Raw genomic sequence first — 19,144 nt, 5'->3', positions numbered from 1 at the left:
GGGGGATGCGCCGGGGCCGGCGCATCCCCCCTCGCACGTGCGGAGCCTCAGCCCTCGCCGACGCCCAGCTTCTGAAGGATCAGCTCCTTCACACGGGCCGCGTCGGCCTGGCCACGGGTGGCCTTCATGACCGCGCCGACCAGGGCGCCGACCGCGGCCACCTTGCCGCCGCGGATCTTGTCCGCGATGGCCGGGTTGCCGGCGATCGCCTCGTCGACGGCGGCGGTGAGCGCGCCCTCGTCGGAGACGACCTTCAGACCGCGCTTGTCGACGACCTCGTCCGGGGTGCCCTCCCCCGCGAGGACGCCCTCGATGACCTGGCGGGCCAGCTTGTCGTTCAGGTCGCCGGAGGCCACCAGCTCGGTGACGCGGGCCACCTGCTGCGGGGTGATGGCCAGCTCGTCCAGGGACTTGCCGGACTCGTTGGCGTTGCGGGCCAGCTCGCCCATCCACCACTTGCGGGCGGAGGCCGCGTCGGCGCCGGCGTCGATCGTGGCGACGATCAGGTCCAGCGCGCCGGCGTTGAGGATCGCCTGCATGTCGGTGGCGGAGATCCCCCACTCCTCGCGCAGGCGGTTGCGGCGCACCAGCGGCAGCTCGGGCAGAGCCGCGCGGATCTCCTCGACCCACTCGCGCGCGGGGGCCACCGGCACCAGGTCCGGCTCGGGGAAGTACCGGTAGTCCTCGGCCTCCTCCTTCACCCGGCCCGAGGTCGTGGTCCCGGTGTCCTCGTGGAAGTGGCGGGTCTCCTGGACGATGGTCCCGCCGCCGCTCAGCACGGCGGCGTGCCGCTGGATCTCGTAGCGGGCCGCGCGCTCCACGGACCGCAGCGAGTTGACGTTCTTCGTCTCGGAGCGGGTGCCGAACTTCTCGGAGCCCTTCGGCATCAGCGACAGGTTCACGTCGCAGCGCATCTGGCCCATCTCCATGCGGGCCTCGGACACGCCGAGCGCCCGGATGAGCTCGCGCAGCTCGCGGACGTAGGCCCGCGCGACCTCGGGGGCGCGCTCCCCGGCACCGGTGATCGGCTTGGTGACGATCTCGATGAGCGGGATGCCGGCGCGGTTGTAGTCCAGCAGGGAGTGGGACGCGCCGTGGATGCGGCCGGTGGCGCCGCCGACGTGGGTCGACTTGCCGGTGTCCTCCTCCATGTGGGCGCGCTCGATCTCCACGCGGAAGGTCTCGCCGTCCTCCAGCTGCACGTCGAGGTAGCCGTCGAAGGCGATCGGCTCGTCGTACTGGGAGGTCTGGAAGTTCTTCGGCATGTCCGGATAGAAGTAGTTCTTCCGGGCGAAGCGGCACCACTCGGCGATCTCGCAGTTCAGCGCGAGACCGATCTTGATCGCCGACTCGACGCCGGTCGCGTTGACGACCGGGAGCGCGCCGGGCAGGCCGAGGCAGACCGGGCAGGTCTGGGTGTTCGGGTCGGCGCCGAGCGCCGTCGAACAGCCGCAGAACATCTTGGTCTTGGTGCCGAGTTCGACATGGACCTCGAGGCCCATGACGGGGTCGTACGACGCGAGTGCGTCCTCGTACGACACCAGGTCGGTCGTGGTGGTCACGGTGAAAACTTCCCTCTCAGCCCAGCAGGACGTCGTCGTCGCCGAAGCTCTTCAGCTCCCGGTAGAGGATCGCGAGGTTGGTGACGACCGCGGCGCCGGTCACGATGGCGTCGACCAGCCGCAGCGTGTCGCTCTCGGAACGGGCCCTCTTGATCTGCTTGGCCACGCCGATCACGCCGAAGGCCGACGTGGCCATCGACACGTAGAGACCGGACTTGGACTTCTTGAAGCCCTTGGCCTTGGACAGTGCACTCACAGCGACGGAGCCTCCTCGAGCAGCGGGTGCCCCCACTTTTCCACGAAGGCCGCCTCGACGGCGGCGCCCACCTTGTACAGGCGGTCGTCCTTCATGACCGGGGCGATGATCTGCAGACCGACCGGCAGGTTGTCCTCCGGCGCGAGACCGCAGGGCAGTGACATGGCCGCGTTGCCGGCCAGGTTGGTCGGGATGGTGCACAGGTCGGCGAGGTACATCGCCATCGGGTCGTCGGCGCGCTCGCCGATCGGGAAGGCGGTGGTCGGGGTCGTCGGGGAGACGATCACGTCCACCTGCTCGAACGCCCTGTCGAAGTCCTGCTTGATGAGCGTGCGGACCTTCTGGGCGCTGCCGTAGTACGCGTCGTAGTAGCCGGAGCTGAGCGCGTACGTGCCGAGCATGATGCGGCGCTTGACCTCGGGGCCGAAGCCGGCCTCGCGGGTCAGGGAGGTGACGTCCTCGGCGGAGCGCGTGCCGTCGTCGCCGACGCGCAGGCCGTAGCGCAGGCCGTCGAAGCGGGCGAGGTTGGAGGAGCACTCGCTCGGCGCGATCAGGTAGTACGCCGACAGGGCCAGGTCGAAGGACGGGCAGTCCAGCTCGACGATCTCGGCGCCCAGCTCCTTGAGCAGCGCGACGGACTCGTCGAACCGCTGGATGACGCCGGCCTGGTAGCCCTCGCCGCGGAACTGCCTGACGACGCCGACGCGCATCCCGGCGACGCTGCCGTTGCGGGCGGCCTCGACGACCGGCGGGACCGGGGCGTCGATGGAGGTCGAGTCGAGCGGGTCGTGCCCGGCGATGACCTCGTGCAGCAGGGCCGCGTCCAGGACCGTGCGGGCGCAGGGCCCGCCCTGGTCGAGGGAGGAGGAGAACGCCACCATGCCGTACCGCGACACCGCGCCGTACGTCGGCTTCACGCCGACCGTGCCGGTGACGGCGGCGGGCTGGCGGATGGAGCCGCCGGTGTCGGTGCCGATGGCGAGCGGGGCCTGGTAGGAGGCGAGGGCCGCGCTCGAACCGCCGCCGGAGCCGCCGGGGATCCTGGTGAGGTCCCAGGGGTTGCCGGTCGGGCCGTAGGCGCTGTTCTCCGTCGACGACCCCATGGCGAACTCGTCCATGTTGGTCTTGCCGAGGATGACGACGTCGGCGGCCTTCAGCCGCTTGGTGAGGGTCGCGTCGTACGGCGGGATCCAGCCCTCGAGGATCTTCGAACCGACGGTCGTGGGCACGCCCTCGGTGGTGAAGATGTCCTTGAGCGCGAGGGGGACGCCGGCGAGCGGGCCGAGCTTCTCGCCGCGCTCGCGCTTGGCGTCGACGGCACGGGCCTGGGCCAGGGCGCCCTCGCGGTCGACGTGCAGGAAGGCGTGCACCTTCTCGTCGACGGCCTCGATCCGGGCGAGGTGGGCCTCGGTGACCTGGACGGCCGTGAGCTCGCCGGAGGCGATCCTCGCGGCGGTCTCGGCGGCCGTGAGCTTGATGATGTCCGTCATGGGATCAGTCCTCCCCCAGGATCTGCGGCACCTTGAAACGCTGCTGCTCCTGGGCCGGGGCGCCGGAGAGCGCCTGCTCGGGGGTGAGCGACGGACGGACCTCGTCCGCGCGCATGACGTTCGTCAGCGGCAGCGGGTGGGAGGTCGGCGGTACGTCTCGGTCGGCGACCTCACTGACGCGGGCCACCGCGCCGATGATGTCGTCCAGCTGGCCGGCGAAGTGGTCGAGCTCTTCGGGGTTCAGCTCCAGACGCGCCAGCCGGGCGAGGTGGGCGACCTCCTCGCGCGTGATGCCAGGCATGCAGCGATCCTCTGGGGTGAGTGTGAGTGGTTTGGGGCCAATCCTAGGGGGCGGGGAGCCGTGCCCGTGAAACGGTTTCCCCCGGCCGCCCTCAGCCGCGGCGCCGCTCCCACTCCCGGCTCCTCAGGAAGTGGTTGTCGTAGAGCTCCTGCACCTCCAGCAGGCTCTCCGGGCCGGCCTCCCCGAGCCGGACGCGCTGCAGGTGGCGGAAGTATTCGAAGCGTTCGACGCCCGGGGTGATGACGATCAGCAGGTCGGCGGTGGTCCCGGGGGCGGCGGCGAAGGCGTGCGGCTTCTCCGGCGGGACGACGACCAGGTCGCCGCGCTCGGCGGTGACGACGTCGTCGCCGGAGAGGACCTCGGCGGCGCCGTCGAGCAGGAAGAACATCTCGGCGGAGTTGCGGTGCAGGTGCGGGCGGGCGCCGTCGGCGCCCTCGGCGAGGGTGACGCGCACGGTGGACAGCGCACCGCCGCTGGAGCTGCTGTCGGCCAGCAGCTTCACGGCGACGGGAGCGCCGCCGACCACTTCGGCGTCCGCGTCGCGCACGATCACGGACTCGTCGAACCTCGGCACGAACAACGACATGACCGACTCCCTGGACCGGTGAGCGGACGACGAGGTGCCCGGACCCCGTCGCCGGATTTCCGTCTACCCGTCGCCGGGCTCCCGTCCACCCGGCGAGGGACTCCCCTCCACCCGGCGAGGGACTCCCCTCCACCCGGCGAGGGCAGGTCCTAGCCGACCCGCCCGGGGTCGTCCGCCGTGGCCGCCGGCAGTGCGGCGGCCGGGCGCTGCCAGCCCTGCGGGCCGCGGGCGCGCAGCCACGCCGTGGTCTCCTCGGCGGGCATCGCGGCCGCGACCAGCCAGCCCTGTACGGCGTCGCAGCCGAGGTCGCGCAGGCGTTCCCAGGTCTCGTCGTCCTCGACGCCCTCGGCGACGACGAGCAGGCCGAGGGAGTGGGCGAGGTCCACGGTGCAGCGCACGATCTCGCCGTCCTCGGCGTCGACGGCCAGCCGGGCCACGAAGGAGCGGTCGATCTTGAGCTCGCTGACGGGCAGCCGCCGCAGGTGCACCAGCGAGGAGTAGCCGGTGCCGAAGTCGTCCAGGGACATCTTCACGCCGTGGCCGGTGAGCGCGTTGAGCGTGTCCGCGGCCCGCTGCGGATCCTCCAGGAGGACGTGCTCGGTGATCTCCAGCTGGAGTGCCCCGGCCGGGACGCCGTGGCGGGCCAGCCGGGCGGCGACGGAGCCGGCGAAGCCGGGGGTGTGCACGTCGCGCGGGGAGACGTTGACCGCGACCGGTACGTGCAGTCCCTGGGCGCGCCACTTCGCGACCTGCGCGAGGGCGGTCTCCAGCACGTACTCGGTGAGGTGGGGCATCAGCCCCGAGGACTCGGCGATCGCTATGAACTCGTCCGGCGGCACCTTGCCGCGTTCCGGGTGCACCCAGCGGACCAGGGCCTCCAGGCCCGCGACCTGTCCGTCGAAGCGGACCTTGGGCTGGTAGTGCAGGTGGACCTCGTGCGCGTCGAGCGCCCGGCGCAGGTCGCCGAGGAGTCCGAGCCGGTCCGGGGTGTTCGAGTCGCGCTTGGACTCGTAGACCTCGACGCCGGTGCGGTCCCGTTTCGCCTGGTACATGGCCACGTCCGCCCGCCGCAGCAGGCCCTCGGCGTCCAGGGCGTGGTCGGGGAAGACGGCGACGCCGGCGCTGGCCTCCAGCACCAGGGTGAGCCCGTCGAGGTCGAGCGGGGAGCTGAGCGCGGTCACCAGGCCGCGGGCGATGCGGGTCGCCGAGGTGGTGGAGTCGGCGACCGGGAGTAAGACGGCGAACTCGTCGCCGCCGAGCCGGGCGGCCTCCGCGCCTCGCGGCAGCGCCAGCCGGAGCCGGTCGGCTATCTGGAGCAGCAGCCGGTCACCGGCGAGATGACCGAGAGTGTCGTTGACCGACCGGAAGCGGTCGAGGTCGATCAGCATCAGGGCGGCGCGGGCGTCGATGCGCTCGGCGTCGTCCAGCGCGGTCCAGATGCGCTCCAGCAGCCACTGACGGTTGGGAAGCCCGGTCAGCGGGTCGCGCAGCTGCTCCTCCGCCCGGGCCCGGGCTATCCACAGGGTGGAGTCCAGGGCGATCAGCGGGACGGAGAACAGCGGCAGCAGGACCGGCTGGGCGAAGGCGACCACGCAGACCAGCGGCGCGATGCCGAGCAGGGCGATCGCGACGAGTCCCTGCCTGGCCAGGGCGGTGCGGGCCACGGTGGGCAGGCCGGCGCGCGGGGCGTGCAGGTACCACAGCAGGACCCGGGTGACCGCGAGGTAGGCGGCGGCGACCAGCACCACCTCGGCCGCGGTGTAGGGCGTCCAGGTGTCCGGGGCGAAGGGGTGCTCGACGGACGGCACGGATCCGAAGGCGCCCAGCACGAGGGCGCCGGCGCCGATGCCGAGCAGGTCGGCCGCCCCGTGCAGCACGCCCCGCCGCCACCGGCCGCGCCGGGCCACGCCGACCAGGACGACGACGGTGAGGCTGACCATGCCGGCCGGCACCCAGCCGTACGTCAGCAGCACGGCGAGGGTGAGGGCGGCGCCCGAGCCGGTGCCGCCCCACCAGCGGGCGCGGCCGAGCATGACGAGGTGGCCGACGATGACGCCGGTCAGCACGGCCAGGGACCAGCCGACGGTGCCGGACGGGAAGAGCGCGTGGCCGCCGGTGAACGCCCGGTAGAAGCCGGCGCCCAGGAGGACCCCGGCCGCCGCGACGACCGCGGTGGGCAGCGCGGGCCAGGACCGGTGCCGTTCGGCCTCCGCGCCGGGCAGGCCGGTGGCGTGCCCGGCGGCCGGCTGCGGCTGCGCGGCGCCGCGGGCGGCGTCCGGTGCGGGGCGCTGCCCGGCGGCGCGCCCGTCCCCGGGATGCCGTCCGGCGGCGCGCCCCTTCGCGCCCGGACGTCCCGGGGGCCGCCCGGCCCCACGGACCGCGCGCCATGCGACCGCCACGCGGCGCAGGCGCAGCCGTGAGTCCGGAGCGGCGCTCTCGGTCGGTTCCATTCCCGTCCCTCTCACGGCCGGCGGTGCCCACGCCACGCGGCCCGATGCCCGACAACCATCAACGGCTCCGCGTTGGAGAACCCTTCCCGCCGCTCCGCGGGAGCGGGGGATGCCCCGACCGCAGCTGGGCACGGCAGGCGCACATCTCAACAGTAGGCCGCACAAGGCTTCCACGGGCAGCGGTCGCCGACGGTTGCCCGAATGCGCCCCGGCCACCCCTATGCATCTGGTATGCGCCGATCGGGTGGCCTTCAACCGCTACTCCTCGGCCGAAAGGGCGGCTTCGGCAGCGGCTTTCGGGCCCTGTTCCAGCAGGACGCCGAAACCCTCCTCGTTCAGAACGGGCACCTTGAGCTGCATCGCCTTGTCGTATTTCGAACCGGGGTTGTCACCCACAACGACGAATGACGTCTTCTTCGAAACCGAACCGGTGACTTTCGCCCCCCGGCTCTGCAGGGCCTCCTTGGCGCCGTCCCGGGTGAAGTGCTCGAGGGTGCCGGTGACGACGACGGTGAGCCCCTCCAGCGGGCGCGGGCCCTCGTCCTCGGCGGAACCCTCCTCCTCCATCCGGACGCCGGCGGCCCTCCACTTGCGCAGGATCTCCTGGTGCCACTCCTCCGCGAACCACTCCTTGAGGGAGGCGGCGATGATCGAGCCGACACCGTCGGTGTTCGCCAGCTCTTCCTCGCTCGCCTGTTCGATGCGATCGATGGAGCGGAACTCGCGGGCCAGCGCCTCGGCGGCGACCGGGCCGACGTGACGGATCGACAGGCCGGTGAGGATCCGCGCGAGCGGGCGCTCCTTGGCGGCCTGGATGTTCTCCAGCATGGCGAGCGCGTTCTTCTTGGGCTTGCCCTCCTGGTTGGCGAAGACCGTGACGACCTTCTCCTCGCCGGTCTTCGGGTCGCGCTTGGGCAGGCCGCTGTCCTGGTCGAGGACGTACGCCTTGATGGGCAGCAATTGCTCGACGGTGAGGTCGAACAGGTCGCCCTCGTCCTTGAGGGGCGGCTCCTGGGGCTCCAGCGGCTTGGTGAGGGCCGTGGCGGCGACGTAGCCGAAGTGCTCGATGTCCAGGGCCTTGCGGCCCGCGAGGTAGAACAGGCGTTCGCGCAACTGGGCGGGACAGGTGCGGGCGTTCGGGCAGCGCAGGTCGACGTCGCCCTCCTTCATCGGCCGCAGGGGCGTCCCGCACTCGGGGCACTCGCTCGGCATCACGAACTCGCGCTCGCTGCCGTTGCGCAGGTCGACGACCGGGCCGAGGATCTCCGGGATGACGTCACCGGCCTTGCGCAGCACCACCGTGTCGCCGATGAGGACGCCCTTGGCCTTGACGACGTCCTGGTTGTGCAGCGTGGCGAACTCCACCTCGGAACCGGCGACCGTGACCGGCTCGACCTGGGCGTACGGCGTGACCCGGCCCGTACGGCCCACGCCCACGCGGATGTTGACCAGCTTGGTGTTGACCTCCTCCGGCGCGTACTTGTACGCGATCGCCCAGCGCGGCGCGCGGGCCGTGGAGCCGAGGCGGCCCTGCAGCCGGATCTCGTCGAGCTTGACCACGACCCCGTCGATCTCGTGCTCCACGGAGTGCCGGTTCTCGCCGTAGTGCGCGATGAACTCCCGGACGCCGTCGAGGTCGTCGACCACCCGGTTGTGCCGGGAGGTCGGCAGGCCCCAGCTCTTGAGCAGGTCGTAGGCCTCGGACAGGCGGGTGAGCCCTCCGAAGCCCTCCAGGGCGCCGATGCCGTGGACGACCATGTGCAGGGGGCGGGTGGCGGTGACGCGCGGGTCCTTCTGGCGCAGGGAACCGGCCGCCGCGTTGCGCGGGTTGGCGAAGGGCTTGTCGCCGGCCTCGACGAGACGGCGGTTGAGCTCCTCGAACTTCTCCATCGGGAAGTAGACCTCGCCGCGGATCTCCACGAGGTCGGGGACGCGCTCGCCCCTGAGGCGGTCCGGGATCTCCGCGATGGTGCGAACGTTGGGCGTGATGTCCTCGCCGGTGCGGCCGTCGCCGCGGGTCGCCGCGCGGGTGAGGCGGCCGCGCTCGTAGGTGAGGTTGACGGCGAGGCCGTCGACCTTGAGCTCGCACAGGAAGTGGTAGTCCTGGTCCCCCAGCTCCCGGTGGACGCGCTCGGCCCAGGCCGCGAGCTCGTCGTCGTTGAAGGTGTTGTCCAGGGAGAGCATGCGCTGGCGGTGCTCGACGGCCGTGAACTCCGTCTCGTAGGAGCCGGCCACCTTCTGGGTCGGCGAGTCCGGCGTGCGCAGCTCCGGGTACTCCTCCTCCAGCGCCTCCAGGGAGCGCAGGAGCCGGTCGAAGTCGGCGTCGCTGATGACGGGAGCGTCCTTCACGTAGTAACGGAAGCGGTGCTCCTCGATCTGCTCAGCGAGCTGCACGTGCTTCTCCCGCGCCTGTGCGGGCACGTTCGTCGTCTCCGCTTGCTTGTCGCCGGCCACCGTGTTGTCCTCCCGTTACTCTGGGTTGTCCGCGAGGGATCTCGCCGCCCGGACGCAGTGGGCGAGCGCCTTGCGCGCGTACTCGGGGGACGCGCCCGCGAGTCCGCACGACGGAGTGATCGTGACCGCCTCCGCGAGAAGCCCCGGATGCAGCCCCAGCCTGCGCCACAGCGTCCTGACCCCCATGACGCTACCCGCAGGGTCCGACAATGGGCCGTCCGTGCCCGGCACGACACCGGCGAACAGCCGGGTGCCGCCCTCCACCGCCTCGCCGATCGCCTCGTCGTCACGTTCGGTGAGGAGGGAGACGTCGAAGGAGACCGCCGCCGCGCCGGCCCGGCGCAGCAGGGCGAAGGGGACGTCCGGGGCGCACGAGTGGACCACGACCGGCCCGCCGTCGTGCGCCCCGACGACGTCCCGGAGCGTGGCCTCGACGATCTGCCGGTCGACGGCCCGGTGGGTGCGGTAGCCGCTGGCGGTCCTCACCCGGCCGTGCAGGACGGCGGTGAGGGACGGCTCGTCGAGCTGGAGGACGAGCCGGGCGCCGGGGAGGCGCCGCCGCACTTCGGCGAGGTGGAGGCGCAGGCCCTCGGCGAGCGAGGCGGCCAGGTCGCGGCAGGCGCCGGCGTCGGAGAGGGCGGCCTCGCCGTTCCTCAGCTCCAGGCTCGCGGCCAGCGTCCACGGCCCCACCGCCTGGACCTTCAGCGGCCCCTCGTGGCCCTGCGCGAACTCCTCCAGCGCGTCGAGGTCCTCGCCGAGCCAGGACCGCGCCCGCCTGGTGTCCCGCCCCGGCCGGTCCCCGATCCGCCAGCCGCTGGGCTCCACGCGCGCGTACAGCTCGACGAGCATCCCCGCGGTCCGCCCGACCATGTCGGCGCCGGGGCCCCGGGCGGGCAGCTCGGGCAGGAACGGGAAGTCCTCGAAGGTTCCGGTGACGGTCTTGGCCGCCTCACGGGCGTCGCCGCCCGGCATCGATCCGACGCCGGTGGCGGCACCGAAGCTGAACTGGCTGTTTTCGCTCACCGGAGCAGCCTACGGAACCGCCGCGGCCCGCTCAGCGCCCCGGTCGTACCGTCAGGTCGTTGACCTCCGCGTCCCTGGGCAGGTCCAGGGCCATGAGGACCGTCGTCGCCACCGACTCGGGGTCGATCCACTTCGAGGGGTCGTACTCCCTGCCCTCCTGCTGGTGGACCCTGGCCTGCATGGGGCTCGCCGTGCGGCCCGGGTAGACGGAGGTGACGCGGACGCCGTTGGCGTGCTCCTCGTGGCGCAGGGAGTCGGCCAGGGCCTTCAGGCCGTGCTTGGAGGCGGCGTAGGCGGACCATTCGGCGTGGGCGTTCAGGCCCGCGCCCGAGTTGACGAAGACCACGTGGCCCTGGCTCACCCGGAGCTGGGGCAGGAAGAGGCGGGTCAGTTCGGCGGGGGCGATCAGGTTGACGTTGAGCTGGTGGCGCCAGGTCCTGGTGGTCAGCTCGCCGACCGGGCCGAGGTCGACGACGCCCGCGATGTGCAGCAGGGAGTCCACCCGCTCGGGAAGCCGCTGGTGGGAGAAGGCCCAGCTCAGCTTGTCGGGGTCGGCGAGGTCGCCGACCAGGGTGCGGGCGCCGGGGAAAGCGGCGGCCAGTTCCTTCGCGCGGGCCGCGTCGCGCGCGTGCAGCACGAGCTGGTCCCCGCGCGCGTGCAGGCGGCGGGCCACGGCCGCGCCGATGCCGGAGCCCGCTCCGGTGATCACATGGGTAGCCATGCCCGCCATGCTCGCATCACCCGGTGGTCACCCGATGCCCCGGCTCTCCTCCAGGTACGCCAGCGCCCCCACGGGCTCCTCCGCGAAGAACACCAGGTCGCTCAGGGGCCGGGGCAGGAAGCCCTCGTCCTCCATGCGGCGGAACTGCTCCTTCAGGCCGTCGTAGAAGCCGGCGGTGTTCAGCAGGACCACCGGCTTGTCCGTGTGCCCGTGCTTCTTCAGCTCCAGGATCTCGGTCGCCTCGTCGAGCGTTCCGGTGCCGCCCACCATGATCACCACGGCGTCGGCCTTCTCCAGGAGCAGCCTCTTGCGTTCGGCGAGGTCGCGCGCGATCACCATCTCGTCGACGCCCGGGCGCGCCTTGGCGGCCAGGAACTCGACGGAGACGCCCGCCAGCCGGCCGCCCGCCTCCTGCACGCCGTCGGCGACCACCTTCATCAGGCCGACGTCGGACCCGCCCCACACCAGGGTGTGCCCGCCCTTGCCCAGCAGCTCGGCGAACTCCCGCGCGGGGCGGGTGTAGCGCTCGTCGAGGTCGGCGGCGGAGAGGAAGACGCAGATGTTCATGAGTCCACCGTACGGGCCGGCTCGGACATCGCGGTCAGGCGCATCTTCGACTGGCGGTGCGGCAGTTCCTCCCAGTCGTCCATGAACCGGGCGGACAGGCCGTGCCGGGCGGCCAGTTCGCTCAGCGTGCGGGTCCGGTAGTGGAAGTCCTCGTGCAGCACCTGGTGTTCCTCGTCCTCGGTGCGGCCGAAGGTGAAGTCGAAGAACCCGCCCGGCGCGCAGGTTGCCGCAGCCGATGTCCAGCATCCGGTGGTGGGGCCGCAGGCCGTGCCGCACCAGGTAGTCGAACTGCATCCGCCCGATCCGCTCCCACGTCCCGCGCGAGGGGCTGTGCCCCACCGCGGCCTCCACGCTGCGCGCCGCGTCGGAGGCCATCACGGCCCGGTGGTACGCGATGTGGTCGCGGTGGCGCAGCCGCAGCCAGGTGTCGCGCAGGGCGCGGCGGGCGTGGGCGGGCACGCGTTCGGGGTGGCGCAGGGCGTAGCGGGCCCGGTGGGCGAGGCCGCTGCGGTTCCTGCCGGCTCCTGCGTTTCCCGTGGCGGCCTCCTGCGGACGGGAAGAACTCCGCTTCAGCCTGCGCTGTACGGGGGGACCCGGCCACCCGAGGAGGGACGAACGTGACCGCAGGACATCACATCACCGTCGAGCGGAGCAGCCGGCACGTGCGCGTGGTGCACGGCGACCGGGTTCTGGCGGAGAGCGACCGGACGCTGGTCCTGAGGGAGACGGGCTGTCCGGACCGGTACTACATCCCGGCCGAGGACGTGCGCCTGGACCTGCTGACGCCGTCCGGGACGCGCACGTACTGCCCCTTCAAGGGCACGGCGTCCTACTGGTCCCTCCCGGACGCGGCGGACGTGGTCTGGGCGTACCCGGACCCGAAGCCGGAGGTGGCGCGGATCAAGGACCACCTGTGCTTCTACGAGACGGAGGTGGCGTGAGCGCGGTGGTGTGAGCGGGGGACGGCGTGCCGTGCCGGGCGGCGGCCGCGTCCCCCGTGACCGGGCGCCCGGCGGGCGGTGCCGTGCCCCGGGCGGCTCAGGCCACGCCCGCGGCCGCCCGTACCGTCGACGCGATCGTCGCCGAACCGACCACCCGCGTGCCGTCGTACAGCACGATCGCCTGGCCGGGGGCCACGCCGCGGACCGGCTCGGCGAAGGTGACCCTCAGCTCGCCGTCGACGACCTCGGCGCTCACCTCGGTCTCCCCGCCGTGCGCGCGGAGCTGGGCCGTGTAGGTGCCGGGGCCGGCGGGGGGCGTGCCGCACCAGCGGGGCCTGATCGCGGTCAGGCCGCTGACGTCCAGGGCGGACGCCGGGCCGACGGTGACGGTGTTGGTCACCGGGGAGATGTCCAGGACGTAGCGGGGCTTGCCGTCGGGGGCCGGGGTGCCGATCCGCAGGCCCTTGCGCTGGCCGATGGTGAAGCCGTAGGCGCCCTCGTGGGTGCCGAGCCTGTTGCCGGACTCGTCGACGATGTCGCCCTCGGTCCTGCCGAGCCGCTTCGCCAGGAAGCCCTGGGTGTCGCCGTCGGCGATGAAGCAGATGTCGTGGGAGTCCGGCTTCTTGGCGACCGCCAGCCCGCGCCGCTCGGCCTCCGCGCGGATCTCCTCCTTGGTGGTGACCGTGTCGCCGAGCGGGAACATCGCGTGGGCGAGCTGCTTCTCGTCCAGCACGCCCAGGACGTACGACTGGTCCTTGGCCATGTCGGAGGCGCGGTGCAGCTCGCGCGAGCCGTCCGGGCGGGTCACGATCTTCGCGTAGTGACCGGTGCAGACGGCGTCGAAGCCCAGCGCCAGCGCCTTGTCCAGCAGCGCGGCGAACTTGATCTTCTCGTTGCAGCGCAGGCAGGGGTTCGGGGTGCGGCCCGCCTCGTACTCGGCGACGAAGTCCTCGACCACGTCCTCGCGGAAGCGGTCGGCGAGGTCCCACACGTAGAAGGGGATGCCGATGACGTCCGCGGCGCGGCGGGCGTCGCGGGAGTCCTCGATGGTGCAGCAGCCCCGCGCGCCCGTGCGGAACGACTGCGGGTTCGCGGAGAGCGCGAGGTGGACGCCGGTCACGTCGTGGCCGGCTTCGGCCGCGCGGGCGGCGGCGACGGCGGAGTCCACTCCGCCGGACATGGCGGCCAGGACGCGGAGGGGGCGGGAGCGCTGCGGGGTGTCAGTCATAGCCCTTCCAGGGTACGGGGGCCCGGGAACCACGGCCGCCGAGTATCCGTTCACGCTCACATGGGCGCGAGACGAGCATCCAAGGACTCCGGGGACACGGACCGGCGCATCGGGCGGCGGGCCCTGATCGTGGGCGGGACGGCGGCCGCCATGGGCACGGCGGTGCTGGCCCGTGACGAGCTGGGCCGGCTGTGGTGGCGCACGCCCGGCGTGGAGAAGCCGCGCGAGGCGGGCGCGGTCGACTACCGGGGCGCCCGGTGGGTGGCGGCGTCGGACGCCAACTGGCGCCGTGCGGACCGGCCCGACGACTACGGCATCGACATGGTCGTCGTCCACGTCACGCAGGGCAGCTACTCCAGCGCCGTGAAGGCCTTCCAGGATCCGGGGCACCGGGCGGCCACGCACTACATCGTCCGCCAGGACGGACACGTCACGCAGATGATCCGCGAGCTGGACGTGGCGTACCACGCGGGCAACCGCGCCTACAACGAGCGCAGCGTGGGCATCGAGCACGAGGGGTTCGTGGACCGGCCGGAGGACTTCACCGACGCGATGTACGAGGCCTCGGCGCGCCTCACGGCCCGGATATGCGCGCGCTACGACATCCCCGTCGACCGTGAGCACATCATCGGCCACGTCGAGGTGCCCGGCACCGACCACACGGACCCCGGGCCGCACTGGGACTGGGACCGGTACATGAAGCTCGTGCGGCGCGCCCGCACCGCCCGGGCGTGAGGCGCCGGGGCGGGGGTGACGGCGGGGCCGGGGCGGGGGGGTGACGGCGGGGGCCGGCGGCGGAAAAAATCCGTCGTTCGATTTGCCCCTCGCTCTTTTCATTCACGAATGACCGTTTTATGCTGATTTCAGGCCTACGGGACGAGTGAGGGAGCCACCACCGGAGATGCCGACTTGGGCGAGAAGCTCCGGCTTCCGCCGAGGCCGACGTCGACGGTGGAGCTGAGAGGCCGGAAGGTCGAGAGACCGGAAGGCGACCCCCAGGAACCTGATCCGGGCAATACCGGCGAAGGGAACCCGTCTCGTAGGTCCTTTTTCGACCCCTTTTCCAGGCCGTTCCGCGCATGCCGGGGCCCGTGCGCCGGCCCTCGACCGCCGCTCAGGTGAGCCCGGCCGCCCGCGCCCGTTCCACCGCCGGCCCGATGGCCTTCGCCAGGGCCTTCACGTCCGCCTCCGTGGAGGTGTGGCCGAGGGAGAAGCGCAGGGTGCCGCGGGCCAGGTCGGGATCGGTGCCGGTGGCCAGCAGGACGTGGCTGGGCTGGGCGACGCCCGCGGTGCAGGCGGAGCCGGTCGAGCACTCGATGCCCTGGGCGTCCAGGAGCAGCAGCAGGGAGTCGCCCTCGCAGCCGGGGAAGGTGAAGTGGGCGTTGGCCGGGAGGCGGTCGACCGGGTCGCCGCCCAGGATCGCGTCCGGGACGGCCGTGCGGACGGCGTCGATCAGGGCGTCGCGCAGCGCGCCGATCTCCCGCGCGAACCACTCGCGCCGCCGGGCCGCCAGCCGGCCGGCGACCGCGAAGGAGGCGATCGCCGGGACGTCGAGGGTGCCCGAGCGCACGTGGCGCTCCTGACCGCCGCCGTGCAGGACGGGGACGGGGCTGTGCTCGCGGCCGAGGACCAGCGCGCCGATGCCGTACGGACCGCCGATCTTGTGGCCGGAGACCGTCATCGCGGCCAGGCCCGAGGCGGCGAAGTCGACGGGGACCTGACCGAAGGCCTGGACGGCGTCGGAATGCAGGGGGACATCGAACTCCCGTGCCACCTCGGCCAGTTCGCGGACCGGTAGGACCGTGCCGATCTCGTTGTTCGCCCACATGACGGTGGCCAGGGCCACGTCCTCGGGATTGCGGGCGATCGCCTCGCGCAGGGCCTCGGGGTGCACACGGCCGCAGGAGTCGACGGGGAGGTACTCGACGGTGGCGCCCTCGTGCTCGCCGAGCCAGTGGACGGCGTCCAGGACCGCGTGGTGCTCGACGGGGCTGGCCAGGACACGGGTGCGAGCCGGATCGGCGTCGCGGCGTGACCAGTACAGGCCCTTGACGGCGAGGTTGTCGGCCTCGGTGCCGCCGGAGGTGAAGACGACCTCGCTGGGACGGGCGCCGAGCGCGTCCGCCAGGGTTTCGCGGGCCTCCTCGACGGTGCGGCGGGCGCGGCGACCAGACGCGTGCAGGGAGGAGGCGTTGCCGGTGACGCTCAGGTGCGCGGTGAGTGCCTCGACTGCCTCGGGAAGCATCGGGGTGGTCGCGGCGTGGTCGAGGTAAGCCATGGTGAGCCCGATTCTACGGGGCCGGGGCGGCGGACCTCAGGCCGAGGTCGGCCGGACCCGTGCCGGGGGCGGCCCGCCCCCGGCCGCCCGCCACGGCTGCGGGAGCCGCGCGGGCGCGGGCTCTACAGGCTCCACGAGAGCGTGCCGTCGGCCTGCAGGAAGGCCGCCAGGACCAGCAGGTCAGCGATGCCGAGGCCGAGGCCGAGACAGGCACGGCCGGGGCGCCCGGTACCCCGCCACAGGGCCACGCTCGCCAGCACGATGGCGACCGGGCCGAGGACGACGTTGAGGACGAGCAGGCCCAGCAGGCCCAGGACGAAGGAGGCGACGGCCATGCCGTCGGTGTCGCGGACACCGGTACGGCGGGTCGCCGGCGCGGTGAGATGCATGGTGGTCGGCTCCCAACGGTTCGGGGCGGCAAAACGGGTGGTCAGTGGGCCCGCGGGTGGCGCCGGCGGCCGTGGCGCTCGCGCAGCGCGAAGACGCCGAGCCACACGGCGACGACGGCGCCGACAGCCACGGAGAAGCCGAGCGGGGCGTGGGCCACGGTGCCCAGCACGACGCCCAGCAGCAGGAGGGCGGCGACGAGGAACAGCATGGGCGGGATCCCCCAATGTTTCGGTGAACGATTGTAGTTACACTTGTTCACTGACTTCCCAGTCCAGCGCGATGTATGACTTTCCCATTCCGGAGAACAGTTGTTGACTGCGGAGCATGAGTCACACCCTCGGTATCCGGCAGGCCCAGAAGCAGAAGACCCGGCAGGCGCTCCTGGACGCGGCGCTGGGACTGCTGGAGGAACAGAGCCTGAGCAGCCTGGGCCTGCGTGAGGTCACCCGCGCCGTCGGTGTCGCCCCGACCGCCTTCTACCGGCACTTCCGCTCCACGGCCGACCTGGGCGTGGCACTGGTCGAGGAGGCGCTGGGCAGCCTGCACCCGATGATCCGGACGACGATGTCCGCGACGGGCGACGACGACGAACGCATCGCGCGTGCCGTCGAACTGATCGCCCGTCACGTGGACGCGTACCCCGCACATGTCCGTTTCATCGCCCGGGAGCGGCATGGCGGGATCCAGCCGGTCCGGGAGGCCATCCGCGCCCAACTGGACCGGTTCGCCGAGGAGGTCAGGGACGCGCTGGCCAAGGACCCGGTCTCGGCGGGCTGGAGCGACGACGACCTGCTGATGCTGGCGCACCTGTACGTCGACCAGATGCTGGTCACGGCGTCGCTCCTGCTGGAGGCCCTGGAGGCCCCGGCCGAGGAGCGGGAGCGGGTCACGCGGCTGGCGACGCGGCAGCTGCGGCTGATCGGCACCGGCCGCCGTCATTGGCTGGATTGAACTCCCGGTACCGCATGTTCCGCGCCGGTTCGGCCCCGCCGGCCCCCGAAGGGGCCGGCGTCCGCGGACGGTCGGCGGCCCGGCCGGGGCACGGAGCGCTCAGCCGAGCCTGACGCGGGCGAGCTGCCGGGACTGGGCGACCAGCCGGTCGGCACTGTCCCAGACCTCGGCGTCCTCCTCCAGGAATCCGCCGGCGAGGTTGCGGGTGGTGAGCGACACCCGCAGCGGACCCGGCGCCGGACGGCACCGGACGTGCACGGTCAGCTCGATCGTCGGCACCCAGCCGGTGAGCCCGATCTCGAAGGCGGTGGGCGGCAGCGCGTCGACCGCCAGCAGCAGCGAGAGCGGGTCGGGGTCCCGGCCGTCCGCGAGCCCGAACCAGCCCCGCATCTCCCCCTTGCCGGAGGGCTGCCCGAGGGCCCAGCCGAGGGTCGAGGGGTCCAGTTTGAGCATCAGGCGGTCGGTGATGGCCGAGCTGCCGGGGACGGGCGCGGGGCCGTCCTCCGCTCCGAAGCACTGCTCGATCGGCGGGATGGCGGGCGGCTTCGCCGTCGTGCGCACGTCGTCGGGCAGGGAGTCCAGGTCGCCGTAGGAGGCGAGGACGCGCAGGCGCTCGACCTCCCGACCGTCCTCGTCGTACTGGAGGAGGGAGGCCTGGCCGGTCGACAGGGTCCGGCCGGTGCGGACGCTCTGCGTGCGCACGACCGCCGGGCCCGGCTGGGAGGCGGTCAGGTAGTGGGCCGAGACGGTGAAGGGGTCCGGGTGCGGCAGGGCGTCCGCCAGGGCGCGGCCCACGACGGCCAGCAGATACCCGCCGTTGACGGCGTTGATGATCGTCCAGCCGGCGGAGAGGGCGAGGTCGTAGACGCCGGGTTCGCGCAGGGTGACCGCGGTGTCGCGGTCGAACTCGCTGTCGCCGATCGTGGCCCGCGCGGCCGGTGCGGAAGCTGCTTCTGACATGGCTGAACGGTACAACAGCTAACTACTAAGCGGTAGCTTTGGATTGCGGCGAGATGCGCGCGGCTTACCGGCGGGTGTCCGCACCGTCCGTGGTCCCGCGTCCCGCGTCCCGCGCGCCGCGGCCCGGGTGCCGGTGCCGCCGTTCGCCCGAGGCGCCGGCGGGATCGTGCCGGAGCGGCTGCCCGGGATCCGCCGGATCCCGCTCCGCCCCTCCGGCCGGCCGCGCGACGGCGACGCCCTGGCGCCGTGGCGGCCCCGGGTGGTCCCGTCGCCCGGCCGGCCGGCGGGGGCGCCGGACCGCCCGGACGCGGCCGGGGTCACTCCTCCCGTACCGTCGACCGCCGGTGCCAGGCCCGCGGGGCCCGCCAGTGGAACCGCATCGCGAGCAGCCGCAGGACGAAAGCGGTGAGCACCGCGAGGGCGCTGGTCAGCGGGGACAGGGCCTCGTAGCGGATGCACAGGACGACCATCGTCGCGCCGACCATCGCCGGGACGGCGTACAGGTCGCGGTCCCAGCGCAGCAGCGACGGCACCTCGTTGGCGAGCACGTCGCGCAGCACGCCCCCGCCCACCGCGGTCGCCAGGCCCAGGCAGGCGGAGGCGGTCAGGCCGAGGCCGTGCTCGTACGCCTTGGTCGTCCCGGCGACGCAGAACAGGCCCAGTCCGGCCGCGTCGAAGACGTTCACGGCGGACTGGATGCGTTCCACCTGCGGGTGGAGGAAGAAGACCAGCAGGGTGGCGAGCAGCGGGGTCACGAAGTACCCGAGGTCCGTGAAGGCGGCGGGCGGCACGGCCCCGATGACCAGGTCGCGGAACAGCCCGCCGCCCAGTGCGGTGACCTCGGCGAGGACGGCCATGCCGAAGACGTCGAAGTTCTTGCGGACGGCCAGCAGGGCGCCGGAGATCGCGAAGACGAAGATGCCGATCAGGTCGAGCGTGTGCTGGACGGACGGGCTGAACAGTTGCTGGAGCACCCTTCCATTCTT

The 19,144-nt window shown here is 72.7% G+C and carries 19 protein-coding genes and 1 pseudogene; 3 read left to right on the top strand and 17 right to left on the bottom strand.

What is annotated here, in order from left to right; translation table 11 throughout:
* Positions 1 to 47: 47 nt before the first annotated feature.
* The 11 genes and pseudogenes from gatB to AB0L29_RS08590 form a co-directional block, all read right to left on the bottom strand.
* Positions 48 to 1,562, bottom strand: coding sequence for an Asp-tRNA(Asn)/Glu-tRNA(Gln) amidotransferase subunit GatB (gene gatB, locus AB0L29_RS08640; RefSeq protein ID WP_365824777.1), 1,515 nt, complete (start codon positions 1,560 to 1,562; stop codon positions 48 to 50).
* A gap of 16 nt (positions 1,563 to 1,578) precedes the next feature.
* A complete protein-coding gene (locus AB0L29_RS08635; protein ID WP_365824775.1) occupies positions 1,579 to 1,818 on the bottom strand; it encodes a hypothetical protein in 240 nt (79 codons plus the stop codon).
* On the bottom strand, positions 1,815 to 3,308 hold the full coding sequence (gatA, locus tag AB0L29_RS08630) for an Asp-tRNA(Asn)/Glu-tRNA(Gln) amidotransferase subunit GatA (RefSeq protein ID WP_365824773.1): 1,494 nt from the start codon (positions 3,306 to 3,308) through the stop codon (positions 1,815 to 1,817). The genes AB0L29_RS08635 and gatA overlap by 4 nt, the downstream gene beginning before the upstream one ends.
* Positions 3,309 to 3,312: 4 nt before the next feature.
* Complete coding sequence (gene gatC, locus AB0L29_RS08625; protein WP_365824771.1) at positions 3,313 to 3,609, bottom strand: Asp-tRNA(Asn)/Glu-tRNA(Gln) amidotransferase subunit GatC; 297 nt, start codon at positions 3,607 to 3,609, stop codon at positions 3,313 to 3,315.
* 91 nt (positions 3,610 to 3,700) lie between these two features.
* Positions 3,701 to 4,195, bottom strand: a complete 495-nt coding sequence (locus tag AB0L29_RS08620; protein ID WP_365824769.1) for a cupin domain-containing protein — start codon at positions 4,193 to 4,195, stop codon at positions 3,701 to 3,703.
* Positions 4,196 to 4,344: 149 nt separating this feature from the next.
* The gene (locus tag AB0L29_RS08615) at positions 4,345 to 6,645 is read right to left on the bottom strand and encodes an EAL domain-containing protein (RefSeq protein WP_365824767.1); all 2,301 of its coding nucleotides are present in this window, start codon (positions 6,643 to 6,645) and stop codon (positions 4,345 to 4,347) included.
* Positions 6,646 to 6,903: 258 nt separating this feature from the next.
* Positions 6,904 to 9,099 carry an NAD-dependent DNA ligase LigA gene (gene ligA, locus AB0L29_RS08610; protein WP_365824765.1) on the bottom strand — a complete coding sequence of 732 codons (2,196 nt, stop codon included), beginning with the start codon at positions 9,097 to 9,099 and terminating at the stop codon, positions 6,904 to 6,906.
* Between the two features lie 15 nt (positions 9,100 to 9,114).
* Positions 9,115 to 10,122, bottom strand: a complete 1,008-nt coding sequence (locus AB0L29_RS08605; RefSeq protein WP_365824763.1) for a methionine synthase — start codon at positions 10,120 to 10,122, stop codon at positions 9,115 to 9,117.
* Between the two features lie 31 nt (positions 10,123 to 10,153).
* Entirely contained in the window at positions 10,154 to 10,852 is a 699-nt protein-coding gene (locus AB0L29_RS08600; RefSeq protein ID WP_365824761.1) for an SDR family oxidoreductase, read from the bottom strand.
* An 18-nt stretch (positions 10,853 to 10,870) separates the two neighbouring features.
* Positions 10,871 to 11,410, bottom strand: coding sequence for a TIGR00730 family Rossman fold protein (locus AB0L29_RS08595; RefSeq protein ID WP_365824759.1), 540 nt, complete (start codon positions 11,408 to 11,410; stop codon positions 10,871 to 10,873).
* Positions 11,407 to 11,887 (bottom strand): annotated as a pseudogene (locus AB0L29_RS08590) (hypothetical protein). Before AB0L29_RS08590 ends, AB0L29_RS08595 begins: the two are co-directional and overlap by 4 nt.
* A 140-nt stretch (positions 11,888 to 12,027) precedes the next feature.
* Between AB0L29_RS08590 and AB0L29_RS08585 the strand changes: the two are divergent.
* Complete coding sequence (locus AB0L29_RS08585) at positions 12,028 to 12,351, top strand: DUF427 domain-containing protein (RefSeq protein ID WP_365824757.1); 324 nt, start codon at positions 12,028 to 12,030, stop codon at positions 12,349 to 12,351.
* A gap of 97 nt (positions 12,352 to 12,448) precedes the next feature.
* Here the strand turns inward: AB0L29_RS08585 and mnmA are convergent, their stop codons facing one another.
* A complete protein-coding gene (gene mnmA, locus AB0L29_RS08580; RefSeq protein WP_365824755.1) occupies positions 12,449 to 13,579 on the bottom strand; it encodes a tRNA 2-thiouridine(34) synthase MnmA in 1,131 nt (376 codons plus the stop codon).
* Between the two features lie 60 nt (positions 13,580 to 13,639).
* Between mnmA and AB0L29_RS08575 the strand changes: the two genes are divergently transcribed.
* Positions 13,640 to 14,314, top strand: a complete 675-nt coding sequence (locus AB0L29_RS08575; RefSeq protein ID WP_365824753.1) for an N-acetylmuramoyl-L-alanine amidase — start codon at positions 13,640 to 13,642, stop codon at positions 14,312 to 14,314.
* Positions 14,315 to 14,693: 379 nt separating this feature from the next.
* Here the strand turns inward: AB0L29_RS08575 and AB0L29_RS08570 are convergent, their stop codons facing one another.
* The 3 genes from AB0L29_RS08570 to AB0L29_RS08560 all read right to left on the bottom strand — a co-directional run bounded on the left by AB0L29_RS08570 (position 14,694) and on the right by AB0L29_RS08560 (position 16,455).
* Positions 14,694 to 15,857: a cysteine desulfurase family protein gene (locus tag AB0L29_RS08570; protein WP_365824752.1), complete on the bottom strand. Its 1,164-nt coding sequence runs from the start codon at positions 15,855 to 15,857 to the stop codon at positions 14,694 to 14,696.
* 122 nt (positions 15,858 to 15,979) lie between these two features.
* Complete coding sequence (locus AB0L29_RS08565; protein ID WP_365824750.1) at positions 15,980 to 16,246, bottom strand: DUF4190 domain-containing protein; 267 nt, start codon at positions 16,244 to 16,246, stop codon at positions 15,980 to 15,982.
* A 41-nt stretch (positions 16,247 to 16,287) separates the two neighbouring features.
* Positions 16,288 to 16,455 carry a hypothetical protein gene (locus tag AB0L29_RS08560; RefSeq protein ID WP_365824748.1) on the bottom strand — a complete coding sequence of 56 codons (168 nt, stop codon included), beginning with the start codon at positions 16,453 to 16,455 and terminating at the stop codon, positions 16,288 to 16,290.
* 116 nt (positions 16,456 to 16,571) lie between these two features.
* Here AB0L29_RS08560 and AB0L29_RS08555 point away from each other — a divergent pair, with 116 nt between their 5' ends.
* The gene (locus AB0L29_RS08555; protein ID WP_365824746.1) at positions 16,572 to 17,198 is read left to right on the top strand and encodes a TetR family transcriptional regulator; all 627 of its coding nucleotides are present in this window, start codon (positions 16,572 to 16,574) and stop codon (positions 17,196 to 17,198) included.
* Between the two features lie 99 nt (positions 17,199 to 17,297).
* Here the strand turns inward: AB0L29_RS08555 and AB0L29_RS08550 are convergent, their stop codons facing one another.
* The gene (locus tag AB0L29_RS08550; RefSeq protein ID WP_365824744.1) at positions 17,298 to 18,158 is read right to left on the bottom strand and encodes a thioesterase family protein; all 861 of its coding nucleotides are present in this window, start codon (positions 18,156 to 18,158) and stop codon (positions 17,298 to 17,300) included.
* A 317-nt stretch (positions 18,159 to 18,475) separates the two neighbouring features.
* Positions 18,476 to 19,132, bottom strand: a complete 657-nt coding sequence (locus AB0L29_RS08545) for a trimeric intracellular cation channel family protein (RefSeq protein WP_365824742.1) — start codon at positions 19,130 to 19,132, stop codon at positions 18,476 to 18,478.
* Positions 19,133 to 19,144 lie beyond the last annotated feature (12 nt).

Origin of the sequence: Streptomyces sp. NPDC052701 (assembly GCF_040678355.1) — a bacterium.
Lineage (GTDB): Bacteria > Actinomycetota > Actinomycetes > Streptomycetales > Streptomycetaceae > Streptomyces.
The sequence above is the reverse complement of the archived record's forward strand: the minus strand, read 5'-3'. Positions and strand labels throughout refer to the sequence as shown.

Bases quoted from the DNA above. Each gene is read 5' to 3' on its own strand.
- gatA (WP_365824773.1), bottom strand. From the start codon at position 3,308: ATGACGGACATCATCAAGCTCACGGCCGCCGAGACCGCCGCGAGGATC.
- gatC (WP_365824771.1), bottom strand. From the start codon at position 3,609: ATGCCTGGCATCACGCGCGAGGAGGTCGCCCACCTCGCCCGGCTGGCG.
- AB0L29_RS08620 (WP_365824769.1), bottom strand. From the start codon at position 4,195: ATGTCGTTGTTCGTGCCGAGGTTCGACGAGTCCGTGATCGTGCGCGAC.
- AB0L29_RS08615 (WP_365824767.1), bottom strand. From the start codon at position 6,645: ATGGAACCGACCGAGAGCGCCGCTCCGGACTCACGGCTGCGCCTGCGC.
- AB0L29_RS08600 (WP_365824761.1), bottom strand. From the start codon at position 10,852: ATGGCGGGCATGGCTACCCATGTGATCACCGGAGCGGGCTCCGGCATC.
- AB0L29_RS08595 (WP_365824759.1), bottom strand. From the start codon at position 11,410: ATGAACATCTGCGTCTTCCTCTCCGCCGCCGACCTCGACGAGCGCTAC.
- mnmA (WP_365824755.1), bottom strand. From the start codon at position 13,579: ATGACTGACACCCCGCAGCGCTCCCGCCCCCTCCGCGTCCTGGCCGCC.
- AB0L29_RS08575 (WP_365824753.1), top strand. From the start codon at position 13,640: ATGGGCGCGAGACGAGCATCCAAGGACTCCGGGGACACGGACCGGCGC.
- AB0L29_RS08570 (WP_365824752.1), bottom strand. From the start codon at position 15,857: ATGGCTTACCTCGACCACGCCGCGACCACCCCGATGCTTCCCGAGGCA.
- AB0L29_RS08565 (WP_365824750.1), bottom strand. From the start codon at position 16,246: ATGCATCTCACCGCGCCGGCGACCCGCCGTACCGGTGTCCGCGACACC.
- AB0L29_RS08560 (WP_365824748.1), bottom strand. From the start codon at position 16,455: ATGCTGTTCCTCGTCGCCGCCCTCCTGCTGCTGGGCGTCGTGCTGGGC.
- AB0L29_RS08555 (WP_365824746.1), top strand. From the start codon at position 16,572: ATGAGTCACACCCTCGGTATCCGGCAGGCCCAGAAGCAGAAGACCCGG.
- AB0L29_RS08550 (WP_365824744.1), bottom strand. From the start codon at position 18,158: ATGTCAGAAGCAGCTTCCGCACCGGCCGCGCGGGCCACGATCGGCGAC.